Genomic DNA, 20,418 nt, shown 5'->3' with positions numbered 1-20,418 from the left:
AATGGAATCAGTGATGGAGCAACCTATTGAGCAGGAACAGGCGGAACGAATCGTCCCGCCAAGCTATGCGCTGGCGGCCAAATATGGTGCGGTCAGAGTCGGTCACGAATTGGTGTACTGCGTCGATACTGCACTCGAAAATGTGCTGGACCTGCATCACCTAAACGGCGAATGCGCGCTTTTTACAGCGCTAGAACGCCAGCCCTTTGAAGAGCGCCTGGAGCAGATTTTCCATCAGAGCAGCGGTGAGTCTCAGCAAATTGCCCAGGATCTTGATCAGGATATTGACCTTGCAGCACTGACGGAGGAGTTACCCGATAACGCCGATCTCCTTAGTGAAGAAAACAGCGCCCCGGTTATTCGCCTGATTAACGCCATTCTGCACGAAGCGGTCAAAGAAGGCGCATCAGACATTCACATCGAGACTTTTGAAAAGTCACTGGTTATCCGTTTTCGTGTGGACGGTGTTCTGCGGCCAGTCCTTCAGCCAGGCAAAAAGTTAGCGCCGCTGTTGCTCTCGCGCATCAAAGTTATGGCGCGTCTGGACATCGCCGAAAAACGTTTACCGCAAGATGGGCGAATTTCACTCAGGCTGGGGCGCAGAAACATTGATGTACGTGTTTCCACCCTTCCCTCCCAATACGGTGAACGCGCCGTGCTACGTTTGCTGGATAAATCCAGTCTGCGGCTATCCATCGACAAAATGGGTCTGAATAACACGGAAGCCGCGCGTCTGCATTTTTTGACTCAACAGCCGCATGGCATCATCCTGGTCACAGGCCCTACAGGCTCCGGTAAAAGCACCACTCTGTATGCACTGCTGTCAGAATTAAACGCGCCGCAACGCAACATTCTGACCGTTGAAGATCCTATCGAATATGAACTCGAAGGCATTGGTCAAACGCAAGTTAACAGCAGAGTGGATATGTCGTTTGCACGTGGATTACGTGCCATCCTGCGTCAGGACCCTGACATCGTGATGGTCGGGGAAATTCGCGATAACGAAACCGCGCAAATTGCCGTACAGGCGTCTTTAACCGGCCATCTGGTGCTCTCCACGCTGCATACCAACAGCGCCAGCGGGGCGGTCACGCGTTTGCGAGACATGGGGGTCGAACCTTTTCTGCTCTCTTCCTCATTGTCGGGCGTTATCGCGCAACGACTAGTGCGCAAGTTATGCACCGCGTGCCGGACGCAGGTAGATGTGCGCCCCGATCAACAATCGCTGCTGATTAAGGTGGCACCTGACGTTAAAACCGTCTGGCAGGCCGCTGGTTGCCCGCAGTGTCGGGGTAGCGGCTATTCCGGCCGCCTGGCTATCCATGAAATCATGGTGGTGGACAGTGCGTTACGTACCATCATCCATCACGATGCGGACGAACACGCCATTGAAGCGTGTCTGCGCCGAACGTCTTCTAGCCTGCAGGAAAATGGTTTGTTAAAAGCCATTGCAGGCGAAACCACGCTTGAGGAAGTGATGCGGGTCACGGCCGCTCAACACGATCCCGAGGTGACTGCACCATGATGTATCAATGGCGCGCCCTCGATGCAAAAGGGGCCAAAAAACAAGGCACCCTCGAAGCCACCAGTCTTAAAGCCGCCCGGGAAACATTGCGAGAGCAAGGTTTAATCCCGGTTGCCATTGATGAGAAAAAAGGGCTATCGCTCAGACAATCCGGTCTGTTTCGACCGCGTCTGAAGCTCAAGGGTCATGAACTTTCACTCTTTACTCGCCAACTTGCCACCCTTGCCAACGCCTCCCTTCCACTGGAAGAAGCGTTGCATGTTATCGCCCGGCAAAACAAAAACAACAGCTTGGGTAAGATCTTAGCGAGCCTGCGCGAACATATTCTTTCCGGTCATCCCCTGTCGGATGCCCTTGCAGTATGGCCACATGTTTTCGACAGCATTTACCGCACGCTGGTTAAAGCCGGCGAAAAAAGTGGTCAGCTCGGACTGGTGCTGGAAAAACTGGCGGATTACAACGAAATACGCCAGAAAACCCGTAGCTCACTGATTCAGGCCCTGGTTTATCCCGCCATGTTAACCAGCGTCGCGATCATCGTTGTCACAATCCTGCTCACCGCGGTGGTGCCGAAAGTAGTCGAACAATTTGTCCATATGAAGCAGCAACTGCCGTTAACCACACGCATTTTGTTGGCCATCAGTGACTCATTGCAGAGCTATGGTTTCGCCGCAGTAGTGCTGATGCTGATGGTGACCGCCGGATTTATCTATTGGCGTCGCCGACCACTCAATCGCCATCGGATGGATCGCAAACTGCTCGATTTACCTCTGTTTCGCGGGCTCATCCGGGCGATTAACTGCGCACGTTATCTGCGTACGTTGAGCATCTTACAAGCCAGCGGTGTGCCACTACTCGAGGGCATGACATTGTCCGGTGAAGGGATAGGCAACAGTGAAATCCGCCAGCGGCTAACGGCAGCGGCAGACCGGGTTCGTCAGGGCTCAGGATTCCATACCGCGCTGGAAAAGTGCGATCTGTTCCCACCGATGACGCTGTATATGGTCGCCTCAGGTGAGAAAAGTGGACAACTGGGGGAACTCATGGAACGTGCAGCCGACCAGCAAGAGACCCTGCTGCAAAACCGCATCACGCTAGGGTTAGCCCTGTTTGAACCCGCTCTGGTGGTCTCGATGTCATTCATTGTGCTGTTCATCATCATGGCGGTCTTACAACCTATTTTGCAACTCAACTCATTGATAAGTTAGGAATCATAAAATGGAACTTAATAAGCATAATCATCAGCAAGGCTTTACCCTGATGGAACTCATGGTGGTCATTGTCATTCTGGGCGTATTAGCCAGCCTGGTGGTGCCCAATCTAATGGGCAACAAAGAGCGTGCCGACCGACAGAAAGCGGTCAGTGATATCGTTGCACTCGAAAACGCGCTCGATATGTACAAGCTTGATAACCATAAGTATCCCACCACCAGTCAGGGTCTGGTCGCCCTGGTGACTAAACCGACGACCAATCCGGTTCCGACTAATTACAACGAATCGGGTTATATCAAACGGTTACCACAAGACCCATGGGGAAATGATTATTTGCTGGTCAGCCCTGGGGAGCATGGTGCATTCGATCTGATTTCCGCAGGTGATGACAACGAAGCCGGTACGGCGGATGACATCAACAACTGGGATTTGGATAAAGCGAAAAAATAACCATGAATGCGTCGAAGGGTTTCACCCTACTGGAGATGCTGCTGGTGCTGGTCGTAATCGCATTGAGCGCATCGACGGTCATGTTGACGACTGGCCAACTGAATGGCTCACAGGGAAAAGCGGCAAAAACCGGTGAGCAACTCAATGTTCTTATTGAGTATGCAGCAGACTGGGCGACCATGGAAAACAGGCTTATTGGTCTGAGGATCCAGGATGCAGACTGGCAGTTTGTGGTGTCTGAAGGAAAAGAGTGGCAAGAGCCAGACACCCTGTACCGCCTGCCATCGAAAGGCGAGTGGGATGAGTCATGGCATATTCGGCTCTTACCCGCCTCACTCAAACAGCGCTCCAGTCAGTCGCCGCAAATCGTCGTCACTCCTGATGGAGAAATCACCCCGTTTACCTTGCAGGTCGAAGACCGGGACAGTGGCAAAACCCTTTTCACCCTCACAAGTCAGGGCGGTTTACCGCTGCATTTCACACCAGGGAAAGGTCGATGAAAACGGAGCATGACGGATTCACTATCCTGGAGGTTCTGTTAGCGATGGTGATTTTCGCGGCAGTCAGCATGACGTTAATTTCCAGCATCAATGGGCAACTTTCAGCCACGACGGCGATGCGGGACAACGTCTTCGCCACGTGGGTGGCAGACAACGTACTGACCACATTCGCGTTGGCGAACAGTAGTGAAGCAAAGACGCAACACGGCAGCATGTTAATGGGTGGTAGCGAGTGGGAATGGACGCTTGCGGTGGGGCAAAGTGAAGTAGAGGACATGACCCGCTGGCAGGTGAAGGTCCCGCTGGAAAACGGCCAACACGTTCAGCTCGAACGCTATGTGATGGAGCCAGAAAATGCCACACAGCCCTAAAAGTCAATCAGGTTTTACCTTATTGGAAGTCTTGATAGCCATTGTTCTGTTTGCCGTGCTCACGCTAATGACGGGCCAGCTCCTGACGGCGTCTATCAACAGTAACGAAACGACCAAAAAGCACCAGCAACGCTTCAGCGCATTATTACGCACCGTCAACCAGCTCGAAAAAGACATCAGGCAGTTTGTGCCACGCCCACTCAGGAATAGTACCCAAGTGATTGAAGCCGGCCAAACCGACTTAACGCTGACTACCGCACGTGCGGATGACGTATTGAATGCCTGCTGTACACCCGCCATCCAGCGGGTCCATTGGTATCTGAAAAAAGGCGTGCTTTATCGTGAGGTTTGGCAATATCCGGATGCCGTAAAACCGACACTGGTGATGCCTATGCTTGATAACGTAGACAGTTTTACGCTGCGCTATTACGCGCAAGGGGCTTTCCTTGATAAGAATGACGCCGGCAAAACGCTACCGCAGGCAGTTGAGTTTACTTTTGGGCTGGTCGATCCGGGCCCTGTCATGCGACTCGTTCGCCTGCCGGAATATCATCTCCAGCCAGGGATGAGCGCACCTGAGTCTCCGGAAAAACAACAATGAAACGACAGCAACAAGGCATGGCGCTACTGGTTGTGCTGATGATTCTGGCAATCATGGCAGCGCTGGCGACAGAAATGACATTACGTTTTCAGGTGAACCTGAAACGCACCGGTTATACCGCCTCCCGTCTGGCGAAAAATGAACTCGTTGGAATAGCAGAACAACAGGCTGTGCGTATTTTGCAACAGGACCTTAAGGACAATGCCAAATATACCTCGCCGGATCAGTATTGGGCCCAGCCACATGACATTGAATTGTCCGACGAACGCAACGTGCATTGGCACCTGGAAGATGCGCAAAACTGTTTTAACCTCAATGTCCTGTCTGCCGTGCCCGTAGATTCAATGGCTGATGAACCGTACAGCGTAAAAACATTCCGCGCCCTTTTGGCCAACAGCGGTGCGGAAGGCGCCCAAGCAGACACCATTATTGATTCAATTGCGGACTTTATCGACAGCGACGATATTCCACGTCGTGCCGGGGCAGAAAGTGAGTATTACCACACCCGGGAGATCCCACATGACAATGCAAACACCCTGTTCGTAAGCGTCTCTGAGCTCAAAAGCGTTCAGGGCATGAGCCAGGCGCTTTATCAACGCCTGGCCCCCAATCTGTGTGCGTTACCCACAACCGAATTGCGAATCAATGTCAGCACCCTGACCGCCCGGCATGCGTCCCTGCTGGCCGCCATATTTAACAACGTGATATCAGCCAGAGAGGTTGAAACACTGTTTGCCAACCGGTCGTCGCAAACCTGGCAAAACACGGTTCAGTTGGCGGGCTATCTGAAGAAAACCTTTCCAGGACATGACCAAGATTTTGCCGCAGCCAAAGGCATTCTTACCACCTTTAGCCATTTTTTCAGGCTGGAAACAAACATTCAGCAGGACGATGGACGGCAATATTTTACCAGCCAGCTTGAATACGATGAAAAAGAGAAAAAAGTGTTAATCGTAACCCGCACCGTCGGCGTATACGAACACATGAAGGGAAGTCGATGAAAATGGAATCGTTAATTTTGCGCCCCGGCGTAAACACACTTGAGTGTCGTTATCATAATGAGCACGGAGAGCCGGTCATGCAGCAGTTCGCTGACATCACTGAGCCCAACTGCTTGTGTGATTTACCCGGGAAGGACAGCGCCCTGTTGCTACTCTCCCCAGAGCATTTTTACTTCCGTGAAGTGACCCCTCCGGCGGAGGACTACAGCATGACGGCGCAAACCCTTGGCTGGTTAACGGAAGATGCGGTGGCAGAAAACCCAGACGATCTCCACTGGAGTATTCTGGCGCGCAATGAAGGCAGCTTACAACTCGCGGGCATCCGCAAAGTGGTCCTGACTGATATTCTGTACAGCCTCAGTCTGGCGGGCGTCACAGTCAGACGGGCACTGCCTGATGGTTATGATTTGCCCTTTGAGCCTCAGGCCTGGACACTCCTTCAGCACGAGAGCAGCTGGCTCATGCGCTATGCGGAACACAAATTTTCTGTGCTCAACACCGCCCTGCTTGAACATTTATTGATGTGTCATCCGGCACAAAAAATACTCAGTTTTAATCCCCTACCCGTCGCCCATGAACCGACAGAAATTCTGCCCGCACAAGACAGGCACACAGACTGGCATCAACAGCCGACGACGGTCGCAAACATCAACCTGCTTCACGGCCCGTTTCGCGTGCGACCGCCAGTTGTAGCGGTTAAGCCGTTTTACAAAAAGCTCGTCGGCGGCGCGCTGTTGTTGGCGCTTTTACTCTGGTTAAGCGCAAAGGGATTGGTTCTCTGGCAAGTTAGCCAGCAAAACGCAGACCTGAAAGCACAAGGTAAGGCCCTGTGGAGCCGCTATTTCCCCGGTGACACGCGGAGCAGTAACTTTAAATTCTTCTTCGAATCCGCCTCCGGACAAACCTGGCCTGACGTCATGTCTCGCCTGTCACTGGTTTCGCAAAACCTGCAGGATTTCCCGAAGCTTAAGATTCGTCAGTTCGCATATGACAAGGACAAACACGCCTTGAGGTTAACTCTGAAAGTTGAAGATCCTGCCCAGATGGCACAATTCATACAACGTACCCATGACGATCTTAATTTTTCCGTGCAACCAAGTGAGACCGCTGGTCTGATGGTGTTAACCAGCGGAGCTAAACCATGATCAACTGGTGGCAGGGCAAAACGCTCCGGGAAAAAGTTTTCATCCTTCTGTTGGCAGGCTGCTGTTTAATGGCGGGTATCATGTATGGCATCGTTACGCCGTTGAACAAGGGTATCGCACGCCTATCCGATGAGAACAGACGCCTCGCAGATGAAATTGTATGGCTGGAAAATGCCGCTCATCGTAAGGGTATTGTTCCGGCAAATCCCACGACGGCAACGATGGAGCAACTGCTGGCGAATACCGCCAGGCAGAGTGGCATTCAGTATAAAAGCCAAAAAGCCGATCCTCAGACCTTGTCGGTCTCTCTCTCGCCATTACCCGCCAATACGCTGTTCACCTGGCTTCAGGCTTTACAGCGTAGCGGTTTACAGGTCACACAACTCGAATTTTCCGCTCACTCTGCGGGGAAGAACAATGTGAAAGTCATCACGCTCAAGCTGCGCCAGGTGAAGACCCATGGATAAGGTTATTGAGATAGTCCTGATGGGCGTCTTGGGTTTGCTTATCGGCAGTTTTATGAATGTGGTCGTCTATCGCATGCCCCGAGGTATTAAAGATAGCAGCTCACCCCTCAGCAACATTGCCTGGCCCGGATCCTGTTGCCCTCATTGTCAGCATCCGATTCGCTTCAGAGACAACGTTCCACTCCTCAGTTGGCTCTGTCTGCAGGGACGTTGTCGTGATTGCCACTCGCCGATCTCTCTGCGTTATCCTTTGACGGAAGCCGTTTGCGGATTGATGTTTGCGCTGATTACCAGCGTGTTTCCACTGCTTCCTGACGCTCTGGCCATCTGCCTGTTGTTTTGGTTCCTACTGGCATTAACGCAAATCGACGCGCAGCATTGTTTACTGCCAGACAAACTAACGTTGCCGTTATTGTGGCTGGGCCTGCTGTATCACTGTTTTTTTATGGGGATCGACCTACGCGACGCTGTACTTGGCGCGATAGCAGGCTACTTGGCGCTGTGGCTGGTTTATCAGGCGTTTCGACTGCTGGCGGGTAAAGAAGGGATGGGCTTTGGTGATTTTAAATTACTCGCCGCGCTGGGAGCATGGTGTGGGTGGCAGGCCTTACCGAGCATCTTGTTACTGTCCTCGGTGCTGGCACTAATTTATGCCCTGGGCCGCCTTATCTTACACGGCAACAAACAACCACACATCGCCTTCGGTCCGTGGCTAAGCGTAGCGGGCTGGCTGAGTTTTGTGTGGCAAACCTGGAACGGCTAGCAGCACTGACATGCAGAGCGGCAAAAGTATGCTTACCGCTCTGAATGCGCAACGTTAAAACCGTTAGTTCTCTTCGCGAATCTGGGCCTGCAGGTAATTTTGTATGCCCATTTTCTGAATCAAATCCAGCTCGGTTTCCAGCCAGTCAATGTGATGTTCTTCCTCGGTCAAAATCTTGATCATCATATCGCGACTGGCGTAATCAAAGACGCTATCGGCATAGGCGATAGCTTCCCGCAGGTCCTTCGCCCCCTCCAGCTCCAGCCTGAGGTCAGACTGCAACATCTCCTCAACATCTTCGCCAATTTGAAGCTTGCCTAGATCCTGAAGGTTGGGGATCCCTTCGAGAAACAGAATACGCTCGATATAAATATCGGCATGTTTCATTTCATCGATGGATTCATGGTATTCGACATCGTTGAGACGTTTTAATCCCCAGTTTTTAAACATACGTGCATGTAAGAAATACTGGTTGATTGCGACAAGCTCATTTCCCAATAACTTATTGAGATAACTTATGATTTTAACATCACCTTTCATTATATAGTCCCTCCGCTTCCACTCTAACAAGCGTAGTAGAAGCGAAGAAAAAATAAACGCGAATTGTGGTGTTATCAGGCGATTTCTTTAAATTCAGGGAGTTGGGTCAATTCATCCTGCATGATTTCGCGCGCGGCACGAATACATTTCCCGCATTGCGTCCCGACAGGGACAAACTTTCTGAGTTGTTGAAAAGACTGAGGACTGAACTGGCGCACAGCCTGGCGGATCTTCTTATCACTAACACCATTACACAGACAAACGTACATATCGACTCCCGTACAATTTCTGATCAAAGTGTAAATGAGAATGGTTATGATTTCAATAGCGTTGCATACCGTCGTGAGAAAATCATGCTGCACAAAAAAAGCGCACCAGCATGTACTCAGGTGCGCTTTAAGTAAGTTTAGTCTGTGTTCAGAACTATTATTTCAGCATGTCAGCGGTAACAACCACTTCAGCGACATATGCCGGATTCGGGGAGGTACGTTCAATGACAATAGTCTCACCAACAGAAATCGCTTTTTCGTCTGATTTCACGAGGATGGTGTTATCGCCCTGATCGCTGGCATTCGCGTAGCTGCATTTACCATTGTCACAATAGAAAATGGTATTGCCTATTTGCTGGTCATCGTCAATCACCTTAGCGACATACGAGGAGCCATCTTTGCTTTGTAATTTATCTTTTGCAAACTCAACAATGGCATAAGGTACGTTGTTAATTTTCTGTACAGTCAAAGACTTAACAGAGCCATCATTGATGACGGATTTCTTACCATCAAGCATATCCTGAGTGACGGTAATTTGCCCAATTACCGCCGCATCTGGCGTTGTGCGTTTAACGGTAATAACGCTACCGACAGGGATTTTACTGCTTACATCACCAGAGTTTAATGAAACCTCGTTACCCAAATAACCGGCATAAGCGTAATAAGGCTGCACGCCCTCCGTTGAGAATAAATATTTACCATCAACCTCGACACGATAAGCATGTCCTGAGGTCAGTTTATCGGCAGGCAAATTGAAGACAACGCGACGTCCGCCATTTTGCAAAGTAACGAATAACCCCTTCATATCAGGATCTTGTGCCGGGGTCGTTTTAATTTCTTTAACGATATTCCCCAGTTCATGATCTGGCGTATCGCCGCTGATATCCCAGACAATCGCGCCAGCAAAACCTTGCTGATTGATGTAGTCGACTTTCTCTTTCACAGACTGTGGATCGTCGTAGGTCAGGAACTCTTTGTTCTGCGGACCGTACAGATAAGGCACACCGGATTCGCTATCCCAGTAGCGTACGTACTCGCCGCTGGCCAGTTTCTCTTTCAGCACATACCACGGATGGGTACCGGTGTTCTGATCAGGATCATCCCAAGTGCCGTGTACCGTTGCGGTACCCGGAGCAAACAAGCCAGGCAGACCTTTAACAATTTCGGTGGGTTCAACATCACCCCAGCCACGGCCGTAGTATGGAATACCCATCAGCAGTTTGGATTTTGGCACGTTCCAGGTATTAACATACTCTGTCATGGTCGCGGCAACGTTCAGCAACTGATCTTCATCTTTGCTGTTCGCGTTCAGTGGCGCGTTGTGGCCGGTAACGGGTTCGAAGGCACCGTGGATGTCATATGCCATCACGTTGACGGTATCAAGCAGCGGAGTGGTTACCGCAGGATTGATAAACTCAATTTTATTGTGGTTAGTGGTGACTGCAGCAGAAAGTGAATAGTATTTGTCATCTTTCTTACCCTCGTCATCAAGCTTAGCGCGAACCAACTGAACGAGATTTGTGAAGCTCTCTTTTTCAGCATCGGTATCCGGATATTCCCAGTCAATGTCAATGCCGTCAAAGTCCCACTTCAGCATGTATGCCACCATGCTGCTGGCAAGTTTCTCAGTGCCTTCCTGGGTTGCCGTTGCCGCTTCGAATACGCCCTCTTCAGAGTTATTCCAGCCACCTACAGAAATGATATGTCTGACACCTGTAGCTTCGGTACGCTCATTCAATTCTTTAATGAGGCCCGGACCTTTTTCGGTATCATGCATGGTGACTTCGCCATTTTTGACCACCGCGAAACCATAGTTAATTTCGGTCAGCGTAGAGTAGTCAATTTTATCTGGCGTGAAGTTATTGTGGGCATCATACACACCCCACTCTGGGAAATAACCGATGATTTTACGCATCGCGGCCAGCTTCGCTTTCTGATCGTTCTGGAAATCGATTGCTGCCTGACCGGTGTATGGCAGGAATTCAAAAGTGCCCAATGTCTGAATATTGATTGCCGCACCTTTTTGCCAGACTTCATTACTGCCCGGTACTTCAGCAGGATTCACCCACCATTTGCTGGTCCAGTAATAGCCGTTATAGCGAACAACAGTCCCCGCGGTCGGATAAGACAGCGTTGGGTCATAATTTTCGGACGTGATCGCCAAATTATCTTTGACGGCAACCACCACCGTTTCAGTACCTGGGAAATTATTCTGGGTTTCGCTGGTATAAGCCAGCCAGGTATTACCATTGTCTTTTGAGATCATCTGGCTTGAATCCAGGCCAGTAATGGTATTGCTTTGATCGTCTGCCGTTAATGTAGCCGCTGACGCAGCAAAGGGTGCTAAGGCGAGCGCCATTAACACCGCGAGCGTCTGTTTTTTGAAATGCATTTTAAATTCCTTCTTAAATGTATAAACCGGAACAAATTACTTATATATAAAATACTGATGATTAAAGAGAAGTGATAATGCAGTAGAAGTAAACGTTGAACTGTACTTCTAATGTGGAATGCTGGCAGTATGTATATATATTGTCAATGTACCGTCACTTAAAAAGTCATTAAGCGAGACCAACTTTAAGGATAACCTCAAATCAATATTGAAAGTTAATATGTTTAATGAAAATATAAATCACCCCTAATTACAACGCAGCACTGCAATTATATAAGCGAAGTCTATATTCGACGTTGAGATTCAAATTAATAATTATATTTAGGTGAGAATATATTAATCACACGAATGAGACAAGTTTTTGAAAACCAATAATGAGTCTGTAACAGGAAATAGGGGGACGTAACTGTTTGTGTAAAAAAAATGCCAACCACTTTTCAGTGGCTGGCATTGATTATCAATATCCCTTAAGCAGGGTACTATTGATTAGCTCAGAACTTTAGCAACAACGCCCGCGCCAACGGTACGGCCGCCTTCACGGATTGCGAAACGCAGACCGTCGTCCATCGCGATTGGGTGGATCAGGGTAACAACCATTTTGATGTTGTCGCCCGGCATTACCATCTCAACGCCTTCTGGCAGTTCGATGGTACCAGTCACGTCAGTAGTACGGAAGTAGAACTGTGGACGGTAGCCTTTGAAGAACGGAGTATGACGGCCGCCTTCGTCTTTGGACAGGATGTACACTTCAGATTCGAACTTGGTGTGCGGGTTGATTGAACCCGGCTTGGCCAGAACCTGGCCACGTTCGATTTCTTCACGTTTGATACCACGCAGCAGAACACCAACGTTCTCACCAGCACGGCCTTCGTCCAGCAGTTTGCGGAACATTTCAACGCCAGTACAGGTAGTTTTCGCAGTTTCTTTGATACCAACGATTTCTACTTCTTCACCTACTTTAACGATACCGCGCTCTACACGACCGGTAACAACAGTACCACGGCCGGAGATGGAGAATACGTCTTCGATAGGCAGCAGGAACGGCTTGTCAATCGCACGCTCTGGTTCTGGGATGTAAGAATCCAGGAAGCCAGCCAGTTCGATGATTTTTGCTTCCCACTCTGCTTCGCCTTCCAGCGCTTTCAGCGCAGAACCACGAACGATTGGGGTGTCGTCGCCTGGGAAATCGTACTGAGACAGAAGTTCACGAACTTCCATTTCTACCAGTTCCAGCAGCTCTTCGTCATCAACCATGTCGCACTTGTTCAGGAACACGATGATGAAAGGAACGCCTACCTGACGACCCAGCAGGATGTGCTCACGAGTCTGAGGCATAGGGCCATCAGTCGCAGCAACAACCAGGATCGCGCCATCCATCTGAGCAGCACCGGTGATCATGTTTTTAACATAGTCGGCGTGGCCTGGGCAGTCTACGTGTGCGTAGTGGCGAGTCGGGGTGTCATATTCAACGTGGGAAGTGTTGATGGTGATACCACGAGCTTTTTCTTCTGGTGCGTTATCGATCTGGTCGAAAGCACGAGCAGCACCGCCGTAGGTTTTAGCCAGTACGGTAGTGATTGCAGCAGTCAGGGTAGTTTTACCATGGTCGACGTGGCCGATAGTACCAACGTTGACGTGCGGTTTTGTACGTTCAAATTTTTCTTTAGACACGGCTATATTCCTTACTATAGTGCTCTCCCCTCAAGGAGAGAGCACGGGACATTAGTTTTTAACTTGCGGCTTATTTGCCACGAGCTTCGATAACGGCCTGAGCAACGTTGTTCGGCGCATCATCATACTTCAGGAATTCCATGGAGTAAGATGCGCGACCTTTGGTCAGAGAACGCAGCTGAGTTGCGTAACCGAACATTTCAGACAGCGGAACTTCAGCATGGATCTGAACGCCAGTAGCGTTAGATTCCTGACCTTTCAGCTGACCACGACGACGGCTAAGGTCACCGATTACGTCACCGGTGTTCTCTTCCGGAGTCTCTACTTCAACCTTCATGATAGGTTCAAGCAGAACTGGTTTCGCTTTCTTAAAGCCTTCTTTAAAGGCGATAGAAGCGGCCAGTTTAAACGCCAGTTCAGAGGAGTCAACGTCATGGTAAGAACCGAAGTGCAGACGCACGCCGAGATCAACTACCGGGTAACCAGCCAGAGGACCTGCCTTCAGCTGCTCCTGGATGCCTTTATCAACGGCAGGGATGTATTCGCCAGGAATTACACCACCTTTGATGTCGTTGATGAACTCGTAACCTTTCGGATTTGAGCCCGGCTCCAGTGGGTACATGTCGATAACAACATGACCGTACTGACCACGACCACCAGACTGCTTGGCGTGTTTACCTTCAACATCGGTAACTTTCGCACGAATCGCTTCGCGGTAAGCAACCTGAGGTTTACCGACGTTCGCTTCAACGTTGAATTCACGCTTCATACGGTCAACGATGATGTCGAGGTGCAGTTCACCCATACCAGCGATGATGGTCTGGTTAGATTCTTCATCAGTCCATACGCGGAATGATGGATCTTCTTTAGCCAGACGACCCAGAGCCAGACCCATTTTTTCCTGGTCAGCTTTGGTTTTCGGTTCAACAGCGATGGAAATTACCGGCTCTGGGAATTCCATACGCTCAAGAATGATCACGTTGTCCGGATCACAGATGGTGTCACCTGTGGTCACGTCTTTCAGGCCGATTGCCGCAGCAATGTCGCCCGCGCGAACTTCTTTGATCTCTTCACGTTTGTTAGCGTGCATCTGTACGATACGGCCAAAACGCTCACGAGCGGATTTAACCGGGTTGTACACGGTATCACCGGAGTTAACAACACCAGAGTACACGCGGAAGAAGGTCAGGTTACCCACGAACGGGTCGGTAGCGATTTTGAATGCCAGAGCAGCAAACGGCTCGTCATCGCTAGCGTGACGCTCAGATGGGGTGTCTTTACCGTCATCCAGCATACCGTTGATCGCAGGAACGTCAGTCGGAGCTGGCAGGTAATCGATTACCGCATCCAGCATCGCCTGAACACCTTTGTTCTTAAACGCAGAACCACAGGTTACCAGGATGATTTCGTTGTTCAGCACGCGCTGACGCAGAGCAGTCTTGATTTCTTCCTCGGTCAGCTCTTCGCCGCCCAGGTATTTTTCCATCAGCTCTTCAGACGCTTCCGCAGCGGATTCGATCAGGTTCTGGTGCCATTCGTCAGCCAGGTCCTGCATATCAGCTGGGATATCTTCGTATTCGAAGGTAACGCCCTGATCAGCATCGTTCCAGTTGATGGCTTTCATTTTCACCAGGTCGATAACACCGGTGAAACCTTCTTCAGCACCAATTGCCAGCTGCAGCGGAACAGGGTTCGCGCCCAGACGGGATTTGATCTGACCAACAACTTTCAGGAAGTTAGCACCCATGCGGTCCATTTTGTTAACGAACGCGATGCGTGGAACTTTATATTTGTTCGCCTGACGCCATACGGTTTCAGACTGTGGCTGAACACCACCAACTGCGCAGTAAACCATTACTGCACCGTCAAGAACACGCATGGAACGTTCAACTTCGATGGTGAAGTCAACGTGGCCCGGGGTGTCGATGATGTTTACGCGATGCGGTTCATACTGCTTCGCCATACCAGACCAGAATGCGGTAGTCGCTGCGGAGGTAATGGTAATACCACGCTCCTGCTCCTGCTCCATCCAGTCCATGGTTGCGGCGCCGTCGTGTACTTCACCGATTTTGTGGTTTACACCGGTGTAGAACAGAATACGTTCGGTAGTCGTAGTTTTACCGGCGTCGATGTGCGCACTGATACCAATGTTACGGTAGCGTGCGATGGGGGTTGTACGAGCCATTTGATTCCTCGTTTAATTCTTGAGACGTTCAGATTAAGTGACCCAGAACGAGCAGCTTACCTGAAGCGCTCGTCTGGGGACTAACACTCCGAAGGGATTACCAACGGTAGTGAGCGAACGCCTTGTTGGCTTCTGCCATACGGTGAACGTCTTCACGTTTCTTAACTGCAGTACCTTTGTTGTCTGCAGCGTCAGAAAGTTCGTTCGCCAGGCGGAGAGCCATAGATTTATCACCGCGTTTACGAGCAGCTTCAACGATCCAACGCATTGCCAGGGCATTACGACGAACCGGACGAACTTCAACTGGAACCTGATAAGTAGAACCACCAACGCGGCGAGACTTAACTTCTACAGTCGGGCGCACGTTGTCGAGAGCGACTTCGAAAGCTTCCAGTTCATTTTTACCAGAACGCTGAGCCAGGGTCTCCAGCGCGCTGTATACGATTGCTTCAGCAGTAGATTTTTTACCATCTACCATCAGGATATTTACAAATTTAGCCAGCAGCTCTGATCCGAACTTAGGATCCGGCAGAATTTTACGCTGACCAATGACGCGACGACGTGGCATGGAAATACTCCGTTGTTAATTCAGGGTTGTCCAAAACTCTAGTGAGTTTGACATTTAGTTAAAACGTTTGGCCTTACTTAACGGAAACCATTAAGCCTTAGGACGCTTCACGCCATACTTGGAACGAGATTGCTTACGGTCTTTAACGCCGGAGCAGTCAAGTGCACCACGAACGGTGTGGTAACGAACACCCGGAAGGTCTTTAACACGACCGCCACGGATCAGGATCACGGAGTGTTCCTGCAGGTTGTGACCTTCACCACCGATGTAGGAGGTGACTTCAAAACCGTTAGTCAAACGCACACGGCATACTTTACGCAGTGCGGAGTTTGGTTTCTTAGGAGTGGTGGTATATACACGGGTACATACACCACGTTTCTGCGGGCAGGCTTCCAGCGCTGGCACGTTGCTTTTAGCAACCTTGCGAGTGCGTGGTTTGCGAACCAGCTGGTTAACTGTTGCCATTAAATAGCTCCTGGTTTTAGCTTTTGCTTCGTAAACACGTAATAAATCGCCTCATATAATATGAGGACGCGAAATTTTAGGGCCACGCCGAAAAGGTGTCAAGAAATATACAACGATCTCTGCTACCAGGTGAGTTGCCTGGTGTGTTTGATCGTGAGTCTGACGAAGTCATTATAGCTAACCCTGACGACACCGCTCGAAATTTGACCAGCGAGGCCGCGGGCTTCAATGTCTTCATTTAGCGCGTACAGAGATATGGGGGCGGCGCGAAGAATATCAAGGTAGCGGCTGCCTTCCAGCGCCGCTATCACGCCATCGGACAGCAGCAACAGGTCGTCACCCGCCTTCACTAAACGAAGCTGGGCGCTGATGTCATGTTGCCAGGGAGAATGGCTAAGAGTATGCAGCATCGTCACCTCAGAATCGTAAAATCACGTCGTAATCATCGAGTTGCTGCCGTAGCGCGTCCGGCTCGAGGATCTCAGATTCGATAATAAATGAAGAAGACGCACTCAGCCCGCGCTCACGCAGCGACGCCGCACACATCCAGCAGTGTTCAATGTCGTACAGCGCCATCAGTTTAAACGTTGGGATGTAGTCACGGGCCAGAATTGTCGCAGGCTTTTGCTCGCTGAGGAGCTGGAACACGCCATCGCCCAGGAAAAAGACGCCAATTTCTTCCGTCAGCGCCGAAGTGGCCAGCAACGCATCAAGCCCTTCCCTGCCCGCGCTGCTGCCGTGCGGGGCGGTCATGAAAACGAAGGCAACACGTTTCATCAGAATTGCACCATGCGATCGCAGGTCAGCGAGGCTTCTGCCAGCGCGCCCAACCCGCTTAACATAAAGCCAGGCTGCAGATTAAAGCCCGTAAGCCCCAATTGCTTGGCTTCGGTTTCATCGGTCACGCCACGGCGCAAAGCTGCCGCGACACAAATATGCAGCGCCACGCCATGCTGTTCATGTAGAGATTGCCATGCCCGCACCAGGTCGAACTCATCACTGGCCGGAGCGGTGAGCTGATTAGCGTTGTAGACCCCTTCACGGTAGAAGAACACGCTCGCAATCTCGTGCCCTTCCGCCAGCACCGCATTGGCAAACTGCCACGCGCTGCTGGACTGCTGGGTACCATAGGCCGGACCCGTGACCATCAGGGCAAAGCGCATTACTTATCTTGCCCCTGGAAATCGCCGCTCTTGAACTGGCGAATGTAGAGGTAAACGGTGTGTTTGGAGATATTCAGACGGTCAGCCACCTGGTTAATGGCGTCTTTGATGTCGAAGATCCCTTTTTCGTAAAGGTTAAGCACGATCTGACGATTTTTAGCGTTGTTCGAAACGTTCCGATCGGCGTTGACCTCTTCGATAGTGAACTCCAGCGTCTGGGTGACCAGGTCTTCCACAGAAGAGGCAAAGTTGACCTGGGAATTCACTTCCGGCGTTTCCGGCGGAATAAAGGTGCTCATGATTTGTGAGAATGGCACATCAAGGTTCATGTTGATGCACAGCAGGCCGATAACCCGATGGTCGCGGTTACGAATGGCAATGGTCACAGACTTCATCAGCACGCCGCTTTTTGCGCGGGTGAAATAGCATTTGGAGACGCTGCTGTCGGCCCCGGTCATATCATGGAGCATGCGCAGCGCTAAGTCGGTAATTGGCGAGCCGATTTTACGGCCGGTGTGTTCACCGTTGGCAATACGGATGGCGGAACATTTGAGATCCTGCAACGAGTGCAGCACGATTTCGCAATGGGAGCCAATGAGCATCGCTAACCCGTCCACAACCGCTTCGTAAGATTTCAGAATATCAAAATCGGTCTGGTCGAAAGGACGTTGATCCAGTAAATCAAGTTCACTGGTTTCGTTGGTTAAAAGCGACCTGGACATGAAAAAAAGCACTCCTTTTCAGGAGCCTGTCGTTAGTTGTCAGGGCAGGCTCATTATCATCATCAAAATTGAGGCATCTAAGGTAATACGCACATCAGGCGCTTTCCAGTGTTTATTATATTGCGCCCAATAAAAAACCGCCGCCCTTTCGGACGGCGGTTTGCACACGCTTATTTTTTGCTGGTATCAGCAGCCGCTTTGTCATCTGCAGCGGCAGCTGGTGCTGCGTCCGCTTTCGCGGCTGGTTTGATGTCCAGCAGCTCAACGTCGAAGACCAGAGTGGAGTTAGCCGGGATACCCGGAACGCCGGTTTTGCCGTAAGCCAGTTCCGGTGGGATGACCAGCTTGATTTTGCCGCCTTTCTTGATGTTTTTCAGGCCTTCAGTCCAGCCAGGGATAACACCGTCCAGACGGAATGACAGCGGCTCGCCACGGGTGTAAGAGTTGTCGAACTCTTTACCGTCGATCAGAGTACCTTTGTAGTTAACAACGACGGTATCGCTGTCTTTCGGCGCATCGCCAGTACCGGCTTTCTCAACCTTGTACATCAGGCCAGTAGAAGAGGTTTTAACGCCTTTCTCTTTAGCGAAGGTGTCACGGAAGGCTTTGCCTTTCGCTTCGTTATCAGTCGCGTCTTTTTCCATTTTCTGCTGAGCAGCGGTTTTTACGCGAGTTTCAAATGTCTGCAGAGTCTGCTCGATTTCCTGATCGGAGAGTTTGCTCTTGTCTGCAAACGCGTCCTGAACACCGGCGATCAGCTGAGTTTTATCCAGCTTGATGCCCAGTTTTTCCTGTTCTTTCAGGGAATTTTCCATGTAACGACCCAGCGATGCGCCCAGGGCGTAAGCTGATTGTTGGTCGTCATTTTTGAATGCTGCATTCAGACCTGCTGGTGCCGCTTTCGCAGCGTCAGCAGCCGGAGCCGCTTTGGCAGCAGTAGCATCTGCAGCGAAAGTCAGCGGAGCATTCAGGGCAACGGCCATCGTTGTCGCCAGAAGCGTTACTTTAAACAGTGATTTCATCCATTTCTCCAGGGCCGGGGCATCTCACCCCAGGGTTTAGTAAATGTGTAGCGTACTATAAAACGTTGCAGAACAAATCTACATACGAACGATCTGTAATCGCGAATCTTTTGAGACCATTTTTGTGTAAATAAGTTTCCTTCATCTCGTGATAAGGCTGCGCGTTTGCGCAAACTCCAGTAGAATCCGCCACGAAATGACATTAAGAGGTGGGTAATGAGCGAGATAACATTAGAAGCGCGTCTGGCAGAGCTGGAAAGCCGACTGGCGTTTCAGGAAATCACCATTGAAGACCTCAACCGGACGGTGACCGCCCACGAAATGGAAATGGCCAAGATGCGCGATAATATGCGCCTGATGATAGAGAAGCTGAAGTCCAGCCAACCTTCTCACATGGCGTCTCCGGAAGAAGAAACGCCGCCACCGCATTACTGAGCCAACATCCAGAGATGAAAAAAAAGCGTGCCAGGCACGCTTTTTTATTTTCATCTGAGACAGATGATCAGTGGCAACCGCAACCGCCGTTACCGCCACAACCACCTTTACCGTGTTCGTGATCGCCGTGGTCATGACCGTGGCCGCCGCAGCAACCGCCTTCATGGTCATGATCGTGGTGATGATCGTGCGCACCGTGAACGTGGCCGTGAGCCAGTTCTTCTTCGGTTGCTTCACGCAGCGCGATAACTTCAACGTGGAATTTCAGGTTCTGGCCAGCCAGCATGTGGTTGCCGTCGACAACAACGTGGTCGTCTTCAACTTCGGTGATTTCAACCGGCACTGGACCCTGGTCAGTTTCAGCCAGGAAACGCATGCCAACCTGCAGCTCGTCAACGCCCATGAAGACGTCTTTCGGTACGCGCTGTACCAGGTTTTCGTCGTATTGACCGTAAGCGTCATTGGCGCCCACATCAACGTCAAATTTATCGCCAACTTCGTGACCGTCCAGCGCATTTTCCAGGCCAGAGATCAGGGAACCGTGACCATGCAGGTAGTCGAGCGGCGCACTCACCGGAGACTCATCAACCAATACACCGTCTTCTGTACGTACCTGATAGGCCAGGCTAACCACCAGGTCTTTTGCTACTTTCATGATATCTCCTGAGCATGGGAAGAATAGTGGCGCAGATTGTAGCGGAATTCTGCACCCGTGTACCCCTTAGCTTAAAAAAAGACGGCAAGGATCGCTACTCGGGATGAAAAATACCAATCACCTGCTCGTCTTTGCGAACGTGCTCGCGGGCCTGTTTATCCGCCTCGCGCATCTGATGACCACACTTAACACATTCAACAATATCGACATTGTTCTCCCGCCACATCGCCATCGAATCCTGGGCCTGACACGACGGGCATTTTGCCCCTGCAATAAAACGTTTACGGACTGCCATT

The 20,418-nt window shown here is 50.7% G+C and carries 25 protein-coding genes; 11 read left to right on the top strand and 14 right to left on the bottom strand.

Going from position 1 to position 20,418, the window contains the following annotated elements:
• The first annotated feature begins 13 nt into the window (after positions 1 to 13).
• From gspE to ACG0Z5_RS13325, 10 genes are read left to right on the top strand one after another with little or no spacing between them, the layout of a single operon-like run.
• Complete coding sequence (gene gspE, locus ACG0Z5_RS13370) at positions 14 to 1,525, top strand: type II secretion system ATPase GspE (RefSeq protein WP_394448044.1); 1,512 nt, start codon at positions 14 to 16, stop codon at positions 1,523 to 1,525.
• Entirely contained in the window at positions 1,522 to 2,733 is a 1,212-nt protein-coding gene (gene gspF / locus ACG0Z5_RS13365; protein ID WP_394448042.1) for a type II secretion system inner membrane protein GspF, read from the top strand. Before gspE ends, gspF begins: the two co-directional genes overlap by 4 nt.
• 10 nt (positions 2,734 to 2,743) lie before the next feature.
• Positions 2,744 to 3,187, top strand: coding sequence for a type II secretion system major pseudopilin GspG (gene gspG / locus ACG0Z5_RS13360; protein WP_319629241.1), 444 nt, complete (start codon positions 2,744 to 2,746; stop codon positions 3,185 to 3,187).
• A 2-nt stretch (positions 3,188 to 3,189) separates the two neighbouring features.
• Entirely contained in the window at positions 3,190 to 3,687 is a 498-nt protein-coding gene (gene gspH / locus ACG0Z5_RS13355; protein ID WP_394448040.1) for a type II secretion system minor pseudopilin GspH, read from the top strand.
• Complete coding sequence (gene gspI, locus ACG0Z5_RS13350) at positions 3,684 to 4,058, top strand: type II secretion system minor pseudopilin GspI (protein ID WP_394448038.1); 375 nt, start codon at positions 3,684 to 3,686, stop codon at positions 4,056 to 4,058. Before gspH ends, gspI begins: the two co-directional genes overlap by 4 nt.
• The gene (gspJ, locus tag ACG0Z5_RS13345) at positions 4,042 to 4,659 is read left to right on the top strand and encodes a type II secretion system minor pseudopilin GspJ (protein ID WP_394448036.1); all 618 of its coding nucleotides are present in this window, start codon (positions 4,042 to 4,044) and stop codon (positions 4,657 to 4,659) included. The genes gspI and gspJ overlap by 17 nt, the downstream gene beginning before the upstream one ends.
• The gene (gspK, locus tag ACG0Z5_RS13340) at positions 4,656 to 5,660 is read left to right on the top strand and encodes a type II secretion system minor pseudopilin GspK (protein ID WP_394448034.1); all 1,005 of its coding nucleotides are present in this window, start codon (positions 4,656 to 4,658) and stop codon (positions 5,658 to 5,660) included. The genes gspJ and gspK overlap by 4 nt, the downstream gene beginning before the upstream one ends.
• Positions 5,657 to 6,805, top strand: coding sequence for a type II secretion system protein GspL (gene gspL, locus ACG0Z5_RS13335; protein ID WP_394448032.1), 1,149 nt, complete (start codon positions 5,657 to 5,659; stop codon positions 6,803 to 6,805). The genes gspK and gspL overlap by 4 nt, the downstream gene beginning before the upstream one ends.
• Positions 6,802 to 7,272: a type II secretion system protein GspM gene (gene gspM, locus ACG0Z5_RS13330; RefSeq protein WP_394448030.1), complete on the top strand. Its 471-nt coding sequence runs from the start codon at positions 6,802 to 6,804 to the stop codon at positions 7,270 to 7,272. The genes gspL and gspM overlap by 4 nt, the downstream gene beginning before the upstream one ends.
• Positions 7,265 to 8,035, top strand: a complete 771-nt coding sequence (locus ACG0Z5_RS13325; protein WP_394448028.1) for a prepilin peptidase — start codon at positions 7,265 to 7,267, stop codon at positions 8,033 to 8,035. Before gspM ends, ACG0Z5_RS13325 begins: the two co-directional genes overlap by 8 nt.
• 63 nt (positions 8,036 to 8,098) lie before the next feature.
• Here ACG0Z5_RS13325 and bfr read toward each other — a convergent pair whose 3' ends face one another.
• The 12 genes from bfr to fkpA all read right to left on the bottom strand — a co-directional run bounded on the left by bfr (position 8,099) and on the right by fkpA (position 19,032).
• On the bottom strand, positions 8,099 to 8,575 hold the full coding sequence (gene bfr / locus ACG0Z5_RS13320; RefSeq protein ID WP_319629249.1) for a bacterioferritin: 477 nt from the start codon (positions 8,573 to 8,575) through the stop codon (positions 8,099 to 8,101).
• Between the two features lie 74 nt (positions 8,576 to 8,649).
• Positions 8,650 to 8,844: a bacterioferritin-associated ferredoxin gene (gene bfd / locus ACG0Z5_RS13315; protein ID WP_319629250.1), complete on the bottom strand. Its 195-nt coding sequence runs from the start codon at positions 8,842 to 8,844 to the stop codon at positions 8,650 to 8,652.
• A 157-nt stretch (positions 8,845 to 9,001) separates the two neighbouring features.
• Positions 9,002 to 11,236, bottom strand: coding sequence for a glycosyl hydrolase family 18 protein (locus tag ACG0Z5_RS13310; protein ID WP_394448025.1), 2,235 nt, complete (start codon positions 11,234 to 11,236; stop codon positions 9,002 to 9,004).
• A 486-nt stretch (positions 11,237 to 11,722) separates the two neighbouring features.
• Complete coding sequence (gene tuf, locus ACG0Z5_RS13305) at positions 11,723 to 12,907, bottom strand: elongation factor Tu (RefSeq protein WP_319633072.1); 1,185 nt, start codon at positions 12,905 to 12,907, stop codon at positions 11,723 to 11,725.
• A gap of 70 nt (positions 12,908 to 12,977) precedes the next feature.
• Positions 12,978 to 15,092: an elongation factor G gene (gene fusA / locus ACG0Z5_RS13300; RefSeq protein ID WP_319626982.1), complete on the bottom strand. Its 2,115-nt coding sequence runs from the start codon at positions 15,090 to 15,092 to the stop codon at positions 12,978 to 12,980.
• Positions 15,093 to 15,189: 97 nt separating this feature from the next.
• Complete coding sequence (gene rpsG, locus ACG0Z5_RS13295; RefSeq protein WP_004106370.1) at positions 15,190 to 15,660, bottom strand: 30S ribosomal protein S7; 471 nt, start codon at positions 15,658 to 15,660, stop codon at positions 15,190 to 15,192.
• A 90-nt stretch (positions 15,661 to 15,750) separates the two neighbouring features.
• A complete protein-coding gene (gene rpsL, locus ACG0Z5_RS13290; RefSeq protein WP_297196705.1) occupies positions 15,751 to 16,125 on the bottom strand; it encodes a 30S ribosomal protein S12 in 375 nt (124 codons plus the stop codon).
• Between the two features lie 122 nt (positions 16,126 to 16,247).
• Entirely contained in the window at positions 16,248 to 16,535 is a 288-nt protein-coding gene (gene tusB, locus ACG0Z5_RS13285; RefSeq protein WP_319785587.1) for a sulfurtransferase complex subunit TusB, read from the bottom strand.
• Between the two features lie 7 nt (positions 16,536 to 16,542).
• A complete protein-coding gene (gene tusC / locus ACG0Z5_RS13280) occupies positions 16,543 to 16,902 on the bottom strand; it encodes a sulfurtransferase complex subunit TusC (RefSeq protein WP_394448021.1) in 360 nt (119 codons plus the stop codon).
• The gene (gene tusD / locus ACG0Z5_RS13275) at positions 16,902 to 17,288 is read right to left on the bottom strand and encodes a sulfurtransferase complex subunit TusD (RefSeq protein WP_394448019.1); all 387 of its coding nucleotides are present in this window, start codon (positions 17,286 to 17,288) and stop codon (positions 16,902 to 16,904) included. Before tusD ends, tusC begins: the two co-directional genes overlap by 1 nt.
• Positions 17,288 to 18,010 carry a transcriptional regulator gene (locus ACG0Z5_RS13270; RefSeq protein WP_013364437.1) on the bottom strand — a complete coding sequence of 241 codons (723 nt, stop codon included), beginning with the start codon at positions 18,008 to 18,010 and terminating at the stop codon, positions 17,288 to 17,290. The genes tusD and ACG0Z5_RS13270 overlap by 1 nt, the downstream gene beginning before the upstream one ends.
• A gap of 170 nt (positions 18,011 to 18,180) precedes the next feature.
• Positions 18,181 to 19,032 carry an FKBP-type peptidyl-prolyl cis-trans isomerase gene (gene fkpA / locus ACG0Z5_RS13265; protein ID WP_394448016.1) on the bottom strand — a complete coding sequence of 284 codons (852 nt, stop codon included), beginning with the start codon at positions 19,030 to 19,032 and terminating at the stop codon, positions 18,181 to 18,183.
• A 216-nt stretch (positions 19,033 to 19,248) separates the two neighbouring features.
• Between fkpA and ACG0Z5_RS13260 the strand changes: the two genes are divergently transcribed.
• On the top strand, positions 19,249 to 19,467 hold the full coding sequence (locus ACG0Z5_RS13260) for a protein SlyX (RefSeq protein ID WP_319626987.1): 219 nt from the start codon (positions 19,249 to 19,251) through the stop codon (positions 19,465 to 19,467).
• Between the two features lie 67 nt (positions 19,468 to 19,534).
• Here ACG0Z5_RS13260 and slyD read toward each other — a convergent pair whose 3' ends face one another.
• A complete protein-coding gene (gene slyD, locus ACG0Z5_RS13255; RefSeq protein WP_319626988.1) occupies positions 19,535 to 20,122 on the bottom strand; it encodes a peptidylprolyl isomerase in 588 nt (195 codons plus the stop codon).
• Positions 20,123 to 20,216: 94 nt separating this feature from the next.
• On the bottom strand, positions 20,217 to 20,417 hold the full coding sequence (locus tag ACG0Z5_RS13250; protein WP_319626989.1) for a YheV family putative zinc ribbon protein: 201 nt from the start codon (positions 20,415 to 20,417) through the stop codon (positions 20,217 to 20,219).
• Position 20,418 lies beyond the last annotated feature (1 nt).

Source organism: Scandinavium sp. M-37, from assembly GCF_043558715.1.
GTDB classification, from domain to species: Bacteria; Pseudomonadota; Gammaproteobacteria; order Enterobacterales; family Enterobacteriaceae; genus Scandinavium; species Scandinavium vulneris_A.
This window is presented reverse-complemented; position numbering and strand designations above follow the sequence as displayed.

Bases quoted from the DNA above. Each gene is read 5' to 3' on its own strand.
- bfr (WP_319629249.1), bottom strand. From the start codon at position 8,575: ATGAAAGGTGATGTTAAAATCATAAGTTATCTCAATAAGTTATTGGGA.
- slyD (WP_319626988.1), bottom strand. From the start codon at position 20,122: ATGAAAGTAGCAAAAGACCTGGTGGTTAGCCTGGCCTATCAGGTACGT.
- tusB (WP_319785587.1), bottom strand. From the start codon at position 16,535: ATGCTGCATACTCTTAGCCATTCTCCCTGGCAACATGACATCAGCGCC.
- rpsL (WP_297196705.1), bottom strand. From the start codon at position 16,125: ATGGCAACAGTTAACCAGCTGGTTCGCAAACCACGCACTCGCAAGGTT.
- tusC (WP_394448021.1), bottom strand. From the start codon at position 16,902: ATGAAACGTGTTGCCTTCGTTTTCATGACCGCCCCGCACGGCAGCAGC.
- gspG (WP_319629241.1), top strand. From the start codon at position 2,744: ATGGAACTTAATAAGCATAATCATCAGCAAGGCTTTACCCTGATGGAA.
- rpsG (WP_004106370.1), bottom strand. From the start codon at position 15,660: ATGCCACGTCGTCGCGTCATTGGTCAGCGTAAAATTCTGCCGGATCCT.
- gspM (WP_394448030.1), top strand. From the start codon at position 6,802: ATGATCAACTGGTGGCAGGGCAAAACGCTCCGGGAAAAAGTTTTCATC.
- ACG0Z5_RS13260 (WP_319626987.1), top strand. From the start codon at position 19,249: ATGAGCGAGATAACATTAGAAGCGCGTCTGGCAGAGCTGGAAAGCCGA.
- gspJ (WP_394448036.1), top strand. From the start codon at position 4,042: ATGCCACACAGCCCTAAAAGTCAATCAGGTTTTACCTTATTGGAAGTC.
- ACG0Z5_RS13310 (WP_394448025.1), bottom strand. From the start codon at position 11,236: ATGCATTTCAAAAAACAGACGCTCGCGGTGTTAATGGCGCTCGCCTTA.
- gspF (WP_394448042.1), top strand. From the start codon at position 1,522: ATGATGTATCAATGGCGCGCCCTCGATGCAAAAGGGGCCAAAAAACAA.
- gspI (WP_394448038.1), top strand. From the start codon at position 3,684: ATGAAAACGGAGCATGACGGATTCACTATCCTGGAGGTTCTGTTAGCG.
- fkpA (WP_394448016.1), bottom strand. From the start codon at position 19,032: ATGAAATCACTGTTTAAAGTAACGCTTCTGGCGACAACGATGGCCGTT.
- ACG0Z5_RS13270 (WP_013364437.1), bottom strand. From the start codon at position 18,010: ATGTCCAGGTCGCTTTTAACCAACGAAACCAGTGAACTTGATTTACTG.
- gspK (WP_394448034.1), top strand. From the start codon at position 4,656: ATGAAACGACAGCAACAAGGCATGGCGCTACTGGTTGTGCTGATGATT.
- ACG0Z5_RS13250 (WP_319626989.1), bottom strand. From the start codon at position 20,417: ATGGCAGTCCGTAAACGTTTTATTGCAGGGGCAAAATGCCCGTCGTGT.
- tusD (WP_394448019.1), bottom strand. From the start codon at position 17,288: ATGCGCTTTGCCCTGATGGTCACGGGTCCGGCCTATGGTACCCAGCAG.
- gspH (WP_394448040.1), top strand. From the start codon at position 3,190: ATGAATGCGTCGAAGGGTTTCACCCTACTGGAGATGCTGCTGGTGCTG.
- gspE (WP_394448044.1), top strand. From the start codon at position 14: ATGGAGCAACCTATTGAGCAGGAACAGGCGGAACGAATCGTCCCGCCA.
- fusA (WP_319626982.1), bottom strand. From the start codon at position 15,092: ATGGCTCGTACAACCCCCATCGCACGCTACCGTAACATTGGTATCAGT.
- bfd (WP_319629250.1), bottom strand. From the start codon at position 8,844: ATGTACGTTTGTCTGTGTAATGGTGTTAGTGATAAGAAGATCCGCCAG.
- ACG0Z5_RS13325 (WP_394448028.1), top strand. From the start codon at position 7,265: ATGGATAAGGTTATTGAGATAGTCCTGATGGGCGTCTTGGGTTTGCTT.
- gspL (WP_394448032.1), top strand. From the start codon at position 5,657: ATGAAAATGGAATCGTTAATTTTGCGCCCCGGCGTAAACACACTTGAG.